Genomic DNA, 13,688 nt, shown 5'->3' with positions numbered 1-13,688 from the left:
TCCTCGCTTTAAGTTAAAAAATATGTCTACGGTTTTGGCAGCTTAAATGTGAGAACGCTATCGCCTTGTTTAAAACCAAACAATGAGTTACCGCCGCTTACGACTGCAATATATTGCTCGCCATTTACCTGGTAAGTAATAGGTGGCGCATTCACACCATATTCCGATTGATAATGCCATAAGGGTTTACCGGTTTGGCTGGCATAAGCCGTAAACTTGCCATTGCCCTCACCTGAAAATAACAAGTCCCCTGCTGTTGATAACACGCCCCCTACCAGGGGTTGTGCCGTTTTTTGCTGCCAGGCGATTTTTCCGGAATTCAAATCAATCGCGCTTAACAAACCCCAACGCGCATCATCGGTAGGTTCGCTGGATGTGTAGCGCATAGAATGCTTGCCATCATCGTTATCTGTTTCATGGATGGTGTACTTGATCGGGCTATGCATGGCAGCGACGAATACTTTTTGCTGTTGCTCATCTACGCTGGCAGGCGACCAGTTTGAGCCGCCAAGTATCCCAGGATAAACGACTGTCCCTTCTATGCTGGGTTTTTTAAACAGGTTATGTTGCGGCACAAACGCTTCCGATTTGGCTAAAAATTCACCAGTGACCCGATCATGAATATAAAACCATCCGGTTTTGCTGGCTTGCCCCACAGCAGCAATATTTTTGCCATGATGATTGTATTGAAACAGGACGGGCGGGCTTGCTAAATCGTATCCCCACAAGTCATGCGGCACTTGCTGATAATGCCACTTATATTTACCGGTTTCGGTATCCAGTGCGACCAATGAGACGGTATATAAATTATCTCCGGGTCTTGAAACATCATTCATTTGCGGCGATGGATTGCCGGTTCCGAAATACAAGGTATTGGTGTTGGCATCAATGGCAGGCGTGCTCCACGCTGATCCTCCACCAAAAGTGGCGGCATCAGGATATGTTTTAAGCGCCGCTTTCTCTTCTGCAACATCACGTTCAAAATGGCTGCCATCAGAGGTTTGTGTCGTAAAGTTGCCTTCCCATCCTTTGGTCGGGATAGTATCAAACTGCCAGACACGATGCCCATCGTTCGCATCAAATGCAGCCAGAAAGCCAGGACGGCCATAGCGCCCAGTGACGCCAATCACGGCACCCAATGGCGCATCGCTGCGAGGATTATCAATATGTAATCCATAACCCACGCCGGTTATGCCGATGATGACCTTGTTGTTGAACACGACTGGCGCCATGGCAATGCCCACGCCGGTGCCACCAGTGATTTTTCGGGTTTTATTAGGGTCGCTGCTATTTAATGTGCCTTGCTGCTCTGTAGTCACCTGGCTGGCTGCTACATCAATATCCCAAAGTTTTTGTCCGGTTTTAGCATCTAGTGCGATTAATCTTGCATCTACGGTACCAATATATACCTTGCCTTGAGCCACTGCGACGCCACGATTGGCAGGTCCGCAACACATGGCCCAATCTGCTTTGCGATCATGCGAATATTTCCAGAGTTGTTTACCCGTTGCTGCATCTAGCGCCAATACATGATTAAAAGGCAGGCTGACATACATGATGCCATTCACCACGATGGGTGTGGCCTGGAATGTCGCTTTGACGCCAGTTTCCACTTTCCAGGCAGTTTTTAATGTTGAGACATTATGCTTATTTATTTGTGACAGATTTGAAAACCGCTGCGACTTCAGATCTAAGCCATAACTTGGCCAATCTACATTGCCGGTATTGCTTGAAGTCGGCTTGGAAACTTGTGTGCAAGCCATTAAGGCTGTGATGGATGCCAAGCTTAAATAACGAAAAAGTGTGCGCGTCATAGAGGGTTTCATCTCAAAATATTTAGTAAACTATACAGATTAGTATACATGTTAAATATAAACTTGAAACAGTTAAGTCTCCAAGTAAACGCCACTACCCCAAGGCGGCCATTTAAAAATTTTTTGCATGATGAAACTAAACTCCGTTTATGATGGACATAACAACAACGAAATAGTTAGTGCGATAATAAATATGAGTTCAATTGCAACTGCAGCGCTAAAACTTGCCGAAAAAGGCCTGATACCTGATGCACTTATCCGGAAAGGAATACAAAAGCTATGCAAGGACAGGTTAATTGAAATCAATGAAGAAAATTGCGAACGAGCGCAATCTGCACTTATCAAATTTATAGAGCAGATGCAAAGTTCTGAGATTGCTCCCCTACCGGAAAAGGCCAATGCGCAGCATTACGAAGTCCCCGCCATATTTTATAACTATTGCCTGGGCGTTAATCGTAAATACAGCAGTTGCTACTGGTCACCTGAAACAAAAACTTTGGATGAAGCAGAGCAATTAGCACTTTCACAGACCTGTGCGCATGCACTGCTACAAGATGGTCAACAGATACTGGAATTAGGCTGCGGGTGGGGTTCATTAACGTTCTGGATGGCCAGTCATTACCCGAATGCCCGAATCACTGGTGTTTCCAATTCCGCCTCACAGCGGGAATATATTTTGCAGCAGGCCAACCTGCGTGGGCTTTCTAATATCAACATCATTACCGCGGATATGAATGTGTTCGATACCGATCAAACGTTTGACCGCATAGTATCGGTAGAGATGTTCGAGCACATGCGGAATTACCAGGTTTTATATGCCAAAGTAGCGCGCTGGTTAAAGTCTGATGGATTGTTTTTCAAGCATATTTTTGTGCATCGTCACGCGCCTTATACATTTGATGTCAAGGCGGATGATGACTGGATGAGTCAGTATTTTTTTAGTGGCGGCATGATGCCCAGTGACGATCTGCCACTATATTTCCAGGATGATTTGAAAATCATCGAAAAATGGCGCTGGGACGGCACTCACTACGAAAAAACTGCCAATGCATGGCTGGAAAATATGGACCAAAATCATGCTGTGCTTACCCCGGTGCTGCAATCTATATATGGTACAGATGACGCTGAACTGTGGCGGCAGCGCTGGCGAATATTCTATATGGCATGTGCCGAGCTATTCGGCTATAACCAGGGACAAACCTGGTGGGTAAGTCATTATTTGTTCTCGAAAAAATGAGAAGTTAAACATTAAATATGAAATCTAATAAATTGATTATATTTAATTTTATCTCTTTCCAAATTCTTTGGTGGGCGTGTGTGCTATCAGCTAAACCAGGATTGGGTTTTGCTGTTTTCCTGCTGGTCATCATTTTTACTCTAGCCCATTTAGAGTGGGTAGAAGGCTGGCAGCAAGCTTTACCGCTCATCATCACCGCTTTGATTGGTTGCCTGCTTGACCAGATAGGCTATTACATGGGCTTGATCAGTTTTGAATACCCGGAATTCTGGACAAGTTATATTCCGCTGTGGATGATTGCCTTATGGCTGGCATTTGCCTGTACCTTAAACGTCAGCATGCGCTGGTTACAGCCAAAACCTCTGCTTGCAGCAATACTGGGTGGCATTTTTGGCCCTCTGGCTTATCTTGGCTCCGCAAAATTACAGGTGATACACCTGCCCCATCCCACGCTTAGCCTGGCATGGGTAGCGCTGGAATGGGCAATCGCCATGCCATTCATGTTTTGGATACGCCGGCAGTTCTCTCAAACCATCCTCGGGAAACCCGCATGATCTACTTTTATGCATTGATTGCGATTTTGATGTTTGCCCTGAGCGGCTGGCTTTTAAGCTTCGCTACCCGCCATTACAGCCATGTCGACAGTATGTGGAGCCTGTTCATGGCAATCACCGCCTTTATTACTGCCATCTTTACCTATGATCTATCTGTGCGTGCCTGCCTGGTATTGGCAGCAGTCACGTTGTGGTCACTTAGATTGAGTATCTTTCTTACCTGGCGCAACTGGGGCAAGGAAGACCACCGCTATGAAACTATCCGTAAAAATAACGAACCACACTTCTGGTTTAAAAGCGTTTATATCATTTTTGCATTTCAGGCAGTGCTGGCCTGGATCATTTCTTATCCTTTATATGCAGCCATCCATGATCAAGCGCCTTTACTCTGGTTGGATTACGCCGGTGTTGCGTTGTTTTTGATTGGTTTTTACTGGGAAGTCGTGGCTGATATCCAGTTAATGCGCTTCCGTAATCAAGCTGAAAACGAAAATGCCGTATTAAACACCGGCCTTTGGCGCTACAGCCGCCACCCCAATTACTTTGGTGAGAGCCTGATCTGGTGGGGTTTCGCTTTATTTGGCGCCGCTACCGGCAATCCATGGGTATGGCTATCGCCCATCATCATGACCTTATTACTATTGAAAGTGAGTGGTGTCAGCTTGATGGAAAAAACCATCCATAGCCGCCGTCCCGGTTATGCTGCTTACGTCAAAAATACCAATGCTTTTATTCCTGGCATTCCAAAAAGCGAGTAGATGCGTGATCAATTTGATTAATAAAGCAAAACAGTTTTTGGCTTTTACTGCCTTAAGTCTAGGTATGTTGTCGACCGCCCAAGCGAAAGACTGGACGTTTGAGGTTTGGCTGGATAAACAAAAAATTGGTACCCATACCTTTGCGTTTAATAACAACCAGTTGCAAAGCCGTGCTGATTTCAATGTAAAAGTGTTATTCATTAACGCGTATCGCTACACACATCAGGCAGATGAAACATGGCAAGGTACATGCCTGACCAGTTTAAAGGCGCACACCGAAGAAAATAAAGTCGTCACAGACGTGAATGGGCAGCTGCAAGACAAACAATTTGTGGTCGATAAACACAGCGCGAAAAACTCTGACCAGCAAACTTTACCCGCTTGCACCATGACATTTGCTTACTGGAACCCTGAAATCCTCAAGCAGTCGCGACTGCTTAATCCGCAAAATGCTGAATATCTGGATGTGACGGTAACGGATGAAGGTCCTAAAACAATTATGGTTAAAGGCCAAAGCACACAGACCCGTCAATATCGCCTTAATGGTCGCCTGAATGGCAAGGATAAGTTAAAGATTACACTCTGGTATGACCAGCAACAAGCGTGGGTTGCTCTTGAATCCATTACGCCAGAGGGTTACAAAATCGTTTATAAACTAGTCTAAAAGGCTATTTGATCAATATGTTAAAAAATTTAATTAAAGTGATTTGTATAATGAGTATATTCGGACTGAGTGCTTGTCAAAATTTACCACCTGTCAAAACGGTCGAGAAAGTCGATGTTGATCGCTTTATGGGTGACTGGTATGTGATTGCGGCGATCCCCACTTTTATGGAGCGTGATCCCTATAACCCGGTCGAGCATTATGAAAAAAATCCGGATGGCACTATTGCGACTACCTTTACGTACAACCAGGGTGGGTTTGATGGCAAGCTAAAGGTTTATCATCCGACAGGTTTTGTGGTGCCGGATAGTGGCAATGCTGAGTGGAAAATGCAGTTTCTGTGGCCCTTCAAATCCGAATACCTGATTACTTATTTAAGTGATGACTACCAGCACACCATTGTTGCCAGAAACAAACGCGATTACGTTTGGCTAATGTCACGTAAGCCTGCGATAGATCAGGCGACTTATAACGAACTGGTGGCTAAAATCAAAGCGTTGGGATATGACATCAACAAGCTGGAAATTTTCCCGCACCTGAATGCAAAAGCACCATCAAAACCGCCCCTTTAATTTAATCAGGCTTGCTATTTAAAAGGAAGTGACATGCATTACCGCATTTGGGGGCTATTTGGCAGGCTGGTAGGCTGGCTGGATAACCAGCGTTATCAGCCACCAGCCAATGCCAGTGCCGAGAGTATCGACTGGTGGCGGGTAGTGCCATTTGTAGCCTTGCATCTGGCGTTGGTGGCTTTATTCTGGGTTGGCTGGAGCCCGTTTGCGGTTGTCTTTGCCGTGGTCATGTATGTGTCACGCATGTTTGCCATTACCGGGTTTTATCATCGCTATTTTGCGCATAAAACTTTTCAAACTTCTCGCGCAGGGCAGTTTCTGTTTGCCCTCATTGGCGCCACCGCCGTTCAACGCGGACCATTGTGGTGGGCAGCCCATCACCGAAACCATCATGTGCATGCCGATCAACCGCAAGATATTCACTCTCCCTATCAACAAGGCTTTTTATGGAGCCATTTGGGTTGGTTTCTGAGTCATGCCAGTTTCAAGACCCAGCTTGATCGGGTGCGTGAACTTACCCGTTTTCGCGAGCTATGCTGGCTTGATCGTTTTGATAGCATCGTTCCTATTGGGTTCGCGGCCGCTATTTTTGCATTAGGGGAATTGCTTCGTGTTTACGTCCCGCAACTGCATACCAATGGCTGGCAGTTGCTGGTTTGGGGGTTTGTCGTTTCTACTATCGTTCTCTATCACGCCACGTTTTGTATTAACTCACTCGCCCATGTCTGGGGTAGCCGCAGATATGCAACACGCGACCACAGCCGCAATAACTGGCTGCTAGCACTACTCACACTTGGCGAAGGCTGGCATAACAACCATCATCACTATCCTGGTTCAGTAAAGCAAGGATTTTACTGGTGGGAAATAGACTTTACCTATTATGGCCTTAAAGTGTTGGCCGCGTTGGGGCTGATCTGGAATCTCAAACAAGTACCGATAGACGTACGCAACCAGCATACTGTGAAGGGCGATTAACAATGGGCTTGAATATTGCCATTATCGGCAGTGGTATTGCTGGAAACACCCTCGCCTATCACCTGCATAAACAGCATAAGGTCACTGTGTTTGAGGCCAATGACTATATTGGCGGCCACACCCATACCCACCATGTAGAAATCGCCGGAGAAACACATGCGGTTGATACCGGTTTTATTGTATTTAACGATAAAACTTACCCTGAGTTCGAACGCATATTGATTGAAGCAGGTGTGGCCTGGCGCAACAGCGACATGAGCTTTAGCGTACGTAATGAAGTCACGCATCTTGAATACAATGGCACTTCTCTTAATAGCCTGTTTGCGCAGCGGCGTAACCTGTTATCGCCAAAGTTTTACCGCATGATTCGCGATATCTTGCGCTTTAATCAACAGTCATTGGCTTTGCTGGCAGAAGGCAATGAAATTCCGTTAGGGGAATATTTATCGCTGAATGGTTACTCGCCACAGTTTATTCGTGACTACATAGTACCGATGGGGGCTGCAATCTGGTCAACCGATGCACAGCAAATGTTGCAGTTCCCTGCCCGCTTTTTTGTGCGCTTCTTTCATCACCATGGCATGTTGAGTATCGATGACAGGCCGCAATGGCGCACGATTATCGGTGGTTCAGCGAGTTATGTCGAAAAAGTGACTGCCGGTTATCGTGATCGTATCCATCTGAATTCTCCCGTAAAAACCGTTGAAAGAGACAGTGCTGGCGTCACGCTTACGTTTACCAACAAACAGCCTCAACGATTTGATTATGTGTTTTTTGCCTGCCATAGTGACGAAGCCTTAACCATTCTTGGCACTGAAGCAACGGATAATGAACGTGAAGTACTCGGTGCAATTCCCTATCAGGACAATACCGTTTTTTTACATACTGACGCGAGCTTAATGCCCAAGCGCAAACTGGCGTGGGCGGCCTGGAATTATCACGTCGCAGCGCAGCCCACTGACAAAGTACAAGTCACTTACAATATGAATATCCTGCAAGGCATACGCTCAACAGAGCCTTTGCTGGTGACGCTTAACTACACCAATGCGATTAACCCCGCCAAAGTGATTAAAAAGCTGCAATACCGCCATCCGCTTTATACCCTGGCCGGCGCCCGGGCACAGTTACAGCATGCTGATATCAGTGGTCACCATCGCACAGGCTATGCTGGCGCTTACTGGAAGAATGGTTTCCACGAGGATGGAGTGATCAGTGCGCTGGCCGCTATCAAACACTTTGAGGCAGCCATGCGATGAATGCGGCATCTTCGTCAAATCAGAATGAAAAGTTGCATAGTGCTATCTACACCGGATGGATCAGCCATCAGAGATTGCAACCGAAAGCTCATGGCTTCCGTTACCAGCTTTTTATGCTGTACCTGGATTTAGATGAGCTGCCCTCTCTATTTAAAAACAATCGCTTGTGGTCTTACCTTAAGCCTAACCTGGCTTATTTTAAGCGCGAAGACTATCTGGGCCCGCCAGATCAACCTTTGGATCAATGTGTACGTGACCTGGTTGAAAAACATACCGGCCAACGCCCTCTCGGCAGAATTGGTCTACTCACCCATTGTCGCTACTGGGGCGTCTGCTTTAACCCGGTCAGTTTTTACTATTGCTACGACCCTAAGGGTGAGTTACAGGCGATCGTCAGCCATATTACCAACACACCCTGGAAAGAGCAGTTTGCTTATGTACATGAAGTAAAGCAGGCCACCTCAATGCTTTTCAAACTGGAAAAAGATTTCCATGTCTCGCCATTTATGCCCATGGATATCGATTATCAATGGCAATTTTCAGCACCCGGTGATGCACTGAGTGTGCATATGCAAAACTGGCACCATGAGCAAGCTACGTTTTTCGCTACCTTGAAATTACAAAGACATCCTTGGCAAGCCAGTACTTTAAATCGCATGTTATTAAGCTATCCATGGATGACTGTCAAAGTCATCGCAGCCATTTACTGGCAAGCCCTGCGGCTGTGGCTCAAAAGAATTCCTTTCTACACTCACCCAAAACAACACGCCAAACTTGGTGATTAATCATGAACTCAATGCCTTCAAACGCCCTTTCCACTGACACGCTGACCAAACCCTTAAAATCTAAAAGTCGTGCCAAATGGGTCGCGCAACTGGCAAAAAAGCAGGTGCTCAAACGGTTGGCCGGACTGAAAGTCGGCCAGCTGACTATTATTGATGGTAACGAAAGCCATGTTTTCGGACATCTTCCCAACCAAAGCAATATACAAGCAATCCAGGCCAGTATCACCGTCCATGATCCGCGTTTTTATGGCGAAATCGCGTTCGGCGGCAGCATCGGGGCAGGCGAAGCCTACATGCTCGGTTATTGGCAGGCGGACACATTGACCAATGTGGTGCGACTGATGGTGCTCAATCAGTCTGTGATGGATACGCTTGAAGGTGGTTACCAGTATTTGAGTAAACCGATGCTTAAGGCTTTCCACTGGTTAAACAGCAATAGTGAAGCGGGTAGCCAGAAAAACATAGCCGCGCATTACGACCTGGGCAATGATTTATTCAAGTTGTTTCTGGACCCAACCATGATGTACTCGTCCGCCATGTTCGATGCTGAAGACAGATCCAGTGCGGATATCAGCCGCTTGCAGGCGGCTTCTGAACGCAAGCTAAAAGTGATTTGTGACAAATTGCAGCTGTCGCCGGCAGACCATGTGATTGAGATAGGCACTGGCTGGGGAGGATTCGCCATTTATGCCGCCAAGCATTATGGTTGCCGTGTCACCACGACCACAATATCGCAGCAACAGTTTGTGCTGGCAAAAGAGCGGGTTGCAGCGGAAGGCTTGCAGGATAAAATCGTATTACTCAAGCAGGATTATCGTCACTTGCAAGGTCAATACGACAAGCTGGTGTCTATTGAAATGATAGAAGCAGTGGGTCATCAATACTACGACACCTATTTCAATAAAGTGAGCCATTTGCTGAAACCAAACGGGGTTGCGTTGATACAAGCTATTACGATTATGGATCAGCGCTACAAAAGCGCTATTCGCTCGGTGGATTTTATCCAGCGCTATATCTTCCCTGGCTCTAATATCCCTTCCAATACCGCCATGTTGACTAGCCTGACACGTGCGAGTGATTTACGTTTAATAGATCTGCAGGATATTGGCCAGGATTACGCGACCACCCTGCGTTTGTGGCGCGAGAACTTCTTTGCCAATCTCGATCAGGTGAAACAGTTAGGTTATAGCGATACTTTTATTCGCATGTGGGATTTCTACCTGAGTTATTGCGAAGGCGGATTTGCCGAATGCGCGCTAGGCGATGTGCATTTATTGCTGGCAAAACCGGGCTACCGAGCGCTTAAACGGGTGTAAGCGTAAATCAGGCATGATACACTTGCCAGCCTATGACTACCCATGCAGCACTGGAATGGCGCGATGGTTTGCCCTACTCCACCACGTTTGATGATACCTATTTTTCCGTTAGCCCAGACCATCCGCAACATGGGCTCGCTGAAACGCGTCATGTGTTTTTGCAACAAAATCATTTGCAACAGCGCTGGCAAAACCTTCCCGCTGATAAACCCAGTCACTTTGTCATTGTTGAAACCGGTTTCGGCAGCGGCCTGAACTTTCTGGCAACCTTGCAATTGTGGCGCGAAACAGCGCCTGTCTCTGCCCACTTACACTTTGTCAGTATCGAAATTGCACCTTTTTCCTTGCAGGACTTGCAGCAGGCGCATGCGCACTTTCCTGAACTAGCCGAGTACAGCCAGGCTTTGTGCGAGCAATATCGTTTTTTGCAACCTGGCATTAATCAGTTGGAGCTACCGAATTTTTCTACCAGCCTGACCTTACACATTGCTGATGCTGCCAGCCTGTTGGCTGAACTGGATTTAAAAGCAGATGCCTGGTTCCTGGATGGTTTCGCCCCCTCAAAAAACCCTGAAATGTGGCAGGCGCCCCTGTTTGAATGTATGGTGAAGTGCGCCAAAGCCGGCACTACTTTCGCCACATTTACCAGTGCCGGCTTTGTCCGTCGCCAGTTGCAAGAAGCAGGTTTTCAAACTAAAAAAACTGCGGGCTATGGTGCAAAGCGTGAAATGTTATGCGGTGAGTGGCCCTCTCAAGCGATTACACCTATGCCAGACATGCCAAAAATTGCCATCATCGGTGCCGGAATTGCCGGTTGCAGTAGTGCGTGGTTTTTAGCCTCTATGGGTTGCGAAGTACACGTGTTTGACCGGGCTGAAACCATCGCCAGCGGGGCATCCGGTAATCCACGCGGCATGCTTTATCCACGCTTAAATACCGAAGAACTCCTGAATGATGAATTAGCTTTGCGCAGCTATAGCTTTAGCCTGCGCCACTTTGCCAATTTGGGCTTGGCTGAAGATGCTTTCAAACACAATGGCTTATTGCAATTAGGTGGTGCTGCGCGCGAACAGAAGCGCGTACATAAAGTCGCAGCGCGTTATGCCCATTTAGGATTATTGCAGCAAGTGGATGCAGCTCAAGCCACTGAACTTGCAGGCGTGCCTCTGACATCAGATTGCTTGTATTTTGCCGACGCGGCCTGGGTGAATCCTCGTGAAGCGTGTATTGCCATGCTTAAGCATGTGAATATTCATGTGCATTTGCAGCAGAATATCACTGGACTATCCAGCCAAGATGGCTGGCAATTACAATCCAGTACTGATTTGCACCAGGGATTCGATGCAGTGATTGTAGCCAACGCTGCAAATGCTGCCGAACTATTACCAGACAGCAGCATGTGGCTAAACCCGGTGCGCGGGCAAATGGGGATGATTGCCGGACAAGCTGCCATGCAAGATTTAAAAATGATACTGTGCGGCATTGGTTACCTGACACCGTTGCAGGACGGCATGCACGCCATGGGTGCCACTTTCGCGCATGGCGATTTAGATACTGATGTAAGGGATGCAGATAATGCAAGTAACCTCAATATGGTCAGTCACTTAAGTCCGCAATTTAATGCAGTTTCTTCAGCAGAAATTACTTATGCCAGGGCTTCAATGCGCTGCGGCTCCCCCGACTATTTACCTTATGTCGGGCCATTACTTCCTACAGACAACCTCAAGCCAACCTCTATCAGCATTACCGATTATGAAGACTTGCCCGCGCCACAAGGTTTATATATACATATCGCACATGGTAGCAAAGGCTTGATGACTGCACCTTATTGCGCCGCTGTGTTGGCCAGAAGGCTGTTAAAGGATTTTTCAATAGTCCTGCCGCAGTTGACCGAGGATAGCTTCTGGAATGGCCTGCATCCACAGCGACTTCTGTTCAAACAACTGGGCTGGAAAAAACTATTAAAGCCATTTAAGGTGACAGGATGACGCCGGAAATAGCCAATTTGCAGCAGCAGCTTGTCAAGATGCCACATGACCCGGGCCTGCATTACGAGCTTGGGCGATGCTACCTGGCGCAAAATCAATTAGACCTGGCCCAGAAATGCTTTTCTGCAGCATTGCGCCTGGCGCCTGATCATCCGCAAATCTTAATGCAGTTAGGCAATGTTGCCAGCCGGCAAGGTGATGAACTGCGCGCATCGGAAGCTTTCAGAAAGTCTTTACAACAAGATCCTCAACAGGCCGATGTTCACTTTAACTTGGCCAACAGCCTGCGTAAGCTTGGGCGAAATCCGGAAGCCATTCAGCATTATCAGCAAGCATTGTTAATCAATCCAGCCGATGCTGATATCCAAAATAATCTGGGTAATGCCTATCGCGAAACCGGGCAACTGGATTTAGCGATTAAGGCCTATGAGCAGGCACTTAAATGCAATCCACAGTTGCTACATGCCAAAGTACACTGGATACACCAGAAACAGCACATGGCTGACTGGCAAGGCATGGACGATGCCATCAACGAAGTCCGCGCAGCACTAAAGCAGCAACCAAATGCACAAATTCCTCCATTTGCGTTCCTCGCCATGCCAGGCACTAGCGATGCGGAGCAACTGCTATGCGCCAGCTCATGGGCTCAACAGCACTATGGATCCATACAGCCATTACCAGCACCCTCTCCCGTAACAGACCGCCGAAAAATCAGGCTAGCTTATATTTCCTCCGATTTTCGCAAACACCCGCTGGCATATCTGGTCACTGATGTGATTGCCGCCCATAATCGCGATCACTTTGAAGCGAGCTTGTATAGTCAGGCTAAAGATGATCAATCGGTTGAAAGAAACGCATTTATTGCGGCTGCGGATCACTGGATTGAGATTGCTACGCTGACTGACGCGCAAGTGGCTGCCCATATGCGGGCTGCAGATATTGATTGCCTGATAGACTTGACCGGATTCACCCAGAATAGTCGCAGCGGCGTGGCCGCCTATCGTCCGGCACGCTGTCATATCAACTGGCTAGGTTACCCTGGCACGATGGGCAAAGTGAATAATCGTCCATTATTCGATGTGATTCTGGTGGATAGCTCGGTAAAAAGTAATTCTTTGGCTGAGCAGCCAATAGAATTACCTTGTTACCAGCCGAACAATGCACAGCGACCACAGGCTGATGCTGGCAGTAGATCCCAGCATGGCTTACCCGAGCACGGATTTGTATTTTGCAGCTTTAACCAAAGCTTTAAAATCACAGCCGATGTTTTTGCTTACTGGATGCGCATACTCGAGCAGGTCCCTGAAAGTGTTTTATGGTTGCAGGAGTGCAATCGATGGGCGACCAACAATCTCAAACAAGCTGCGCACCTGGCAGGCATCAATCCTGCCCGACTTGTATTCGCGCCGCGCACTAGCGCCGAGCTGCATATTGCCAGGCAGCAACATGCTGATTTGATGCTGGATACTACACCGTACAATGCACATACCACGGCCAGTGATGCGCTGTGGCAAGGCGTACCTTTGCTGACGGTGGAGGGAGTTACATTCCCTGCGCGTGTCAGTGCCAGTTTGCTTAAACATAGTGGATTGGAAGAGTGCGTTTGTAGCGATTGGGAGAACTTGATAAAACAGGCGGTGATGTTGGCAAATAACCCCGCCGCATTGCAGACGCTGAAGGAAAAGGTTAAACAGCAGGCACAAGTGCTATTTGATCCCTTAACCTTTTGTCGCCAGCTAGAACAAGTTTATCGAGAACTTTTGCCATAA

General features: G+C 47.3%; 12 protein-coding genes. 11 read left to right on the top strand and 1 reads right to left on the bottom strand.

Annotated features, from left to right (window positions below; all coding sequences use genetic code 11):
• Positions 1-26: 26 nt before the first annotated feature.
• Positions 27-1,826 (bottom strand): pyrroloquinoline quinone-dependent dehydrogenase, encoded by a 1,800-nt coding sequence (locus ASG24_RS12385; RefSeq protein ID WP_369814182.1) that lies wholly within the window; start codon positions 1,824-1,826, stop codon positions 27-29.
• Between the two features lie 181 nt (positions 1,827-2,007).
• On the opposite strand from ASG24_RS12385, the gene ASG24_RS12380 reads away from it, so the two are divergent.
• From ASG24_RS12380 to ASG24_RS12330, 11 genes are read left to right on the top strand one after another with little or no spacing between them, the layout of a single operon-like run.
• Entirely contained in the window at positions 2,008-3,051 is a 1,044-nt protein-coding gene (locus ASG24_RS12380; protein WP_055871911.1) for a cyclopropane-fatty-acyl-phospholipid synthase family protein, read from the top strand.
• A gap of 17 nt (positions 3,052-3,068) precedes the next feature.
• Entirely contained in the window at positions 3,069-3,605 is a 537-nt protein-coding gene (locus ASG24_RS12375; protein ID WP_055871909.1) for a DUF2878 domain-containing protein, read from the top strand.
• A complete protein-coding gene (locus ASG24_RS12370) occupies positions 3,602-4,363 on the top strand; it encodes a DUF1295 domain-containing protein (protein WP_055871905.1) in 762 nt (253 codons plus the stop codon). The genes ASG24_RS12375 and ASG24_RS12370 overlap by 4 nt, the downstream gene beginning before the upstream one ends.
• 4 nt (positions 4,364-4,367) lie before the next feature.
• Entirely contained in the window at positions 4,368-5,027 is a 660-nt protein-coding gene (locus tag ASG24_RS12365) for a DUF6134 family protein (protein WP_082488095.1), read from the top strand.
• A gap of 50 nt (positions 5,028-5,077) precedes the next feature.
• Positions 5,078-5,599 (top strand): lipocalin family protein, encoded by a 522-nt coding sequence (locus tag ASG24_RS12360; protein ID WP_200934475.1) that lies wholly within the window; start codon positions 5,078-5,080, stop codon positions 5,597-5,599.
• A gap of 33 nt (positions 5,600-5,632) precedes the next feature.
• Positions 5,633-6,574: an acyl-CoA desaturase gene (locus tag ASG24_RS12355; RefSeq protein WP_055871902.1), complete on the top strand. Its 942-nt coding sequence runs from the start codon at positions 5,633-5,635 to the stop codon at positions 6,572-6,574.
• 8 nt (positions 6,575-6,582) lie between these two features.
• Positions 6,583-7,830 (top strand): NAD(P)/FAD-dependent oxidoreductase, encoded by a 1,248-nt coding sequence (locus ASG24_RS12350; RefSeq protein ID WP_055872063.1) that lies wholly within the window; start codon positions 6,583-6,585, stop codon positions 7,828-7,830.
• A complete protein-coding gene (locus ASG24_RS12345; RefSeq protein WP_055871899.1) occupies positions 7,827-8,615 on the top strand; it encodes a DUF1365 domain-containing protein in 789 nt (262 codons plus the stop codon). Before ASG24_RS12350 ends, ASG24_RS12345 begins: the two co-directional genes overlap by 4 nt.
• A gap of 11 nt (positions 8,616-8,626) precedes the next feature.
• A complete protein-coding gene (locus ASG24_RS12340) occupies positions 8,627-9,931 on the top strand; it encodes a cyclopropane-fatty-acyl-phospholipid synthase family protein (protein ID WP_200937015.1) in 1,305 nt (434 codons plus the stop codon).
• A 32-nt stretch (positions 9,932-9,963) separates the two neighbouring features.
• Positions 9,964-11,919: a bifunctional tRNA (5-methylaminomethyl-2-thiouridine)(34)-methyltransferase MnmD/FAD-dependent 5-carboxymethylaminomethyl-2-thiouridine(34) oxidoreductase MnmC gene (mnmC, locus tag ASG24_RS12335; protein WP_055871894.1), complete on the top strand. Its 1,956-nt coding sequence runs from the start codon at positions 9,964-9,966 to the stop codon at positions 11,917-11,919.
• Positions 11,916-13,688 carry a tetratricopeptide repeat protein gene (locus ASG24_RS12330; RefSeq protein ID WP_055871891.1) on the top strand — a complete coding sequence of 591 codons (1,773 nt, stop codon included), beginning with the start codon at positions 11,916-11,918 and terminating at the stop codon, positions 13,686-13,688. Before mnmC ends, ASG24_RS12330 begins: the two co-directional genes overlap by 4 nt.

The sequence above is a fragment of the Methylophilus sp. Leaf414 genome (assembly GCF_001425425.1).
Classification (GTDB): Bacteria; Pseudomonadota; Gammaproteobacteria; order Burkholderiales; family Methylophilaceae; genus Methylophilus.
Note: the sequence above shows the minus strand (reverse complement) of the source record. Positions and strands in the feature narration are given on the sequence as shown.

What these genes read in the sequence shown, in the direction of transcription:
- ASG24_RS12385 (WP_369814182.1), bottom strand. Translation starts at nt 1,826, where the DNA reads ATGAAACCCTCTATGACGCGCACACTTTTTCGTTATTTAAGCTTGGCA.
- ASG24_RS12380 (WP_055871911.1), top strand. Translation starts at nt 2,008, where the DNA reads ATGAGTTCAATTGCAACTGCAGCGCTAAAACTTGCCGAAAAAGGCCTG.
- ASG24_RS12375 (WP_055871909.1), top strand. Translation starts at nt 3,069, where the DNA reads ATGAAATCTAATAAATTGATTATATTTAATTTTATCTCTTTCCAAATT.
- ASG24_RS12370 (WP_055871905.1), top strand. Translation starts at nt 3,602, where the DNA reads ATGATCTACTTTTATGCATTGATTGCGATTTTGATGTTTGCCCTGAGC.
- ASG24_RS12360 (WP_200934475.1), top strand. Translation starts at nt 5,078, where the DNA reads ATGAGTATATTCGGACTGAGTGCTTGTCAAAATTTACCACCTGTCAAA.
- ASG24_RS12355 (WP_055871902.1), top strand. Translation starts at nt 5,633, where the DNA reads ATGCATTACCGCATTTGGGGGCTATTTGGCAGGCTGGTAGGCTGGCTG.
- ASG24_RS12345 (WP_055871899.1), top strand. Translation starts at nt 7,827, where the DNA reads ATGAATGCGGCATCTTCGTCAAATCAGAATGAAAAGTTGCATAGTGCT.
- ASG24_RS12340 (WP_200937015.1), top strand. Translation starts at nt 8,627, where the DNA reads ATGCCTTCAAACGCCCTTTCCACTGACACGCTGACCAAACCCTTAAAA.
- mnmC (WP_055871894.1), top strand. Translation starts at nt 9,964, where the DNA reads ATGACTACCCATGCAGCACTGGAATGGCGCGATGGTTTGCCCTACTCC.
- ASG24_RS12330 (WP_055871891.1), top strand. Translation starts at nt 11,916, where the DNA reads ATGACGCCGGAAATAGCCAATTTGCAGCAGCAGCTTGTCAAGATGCCA.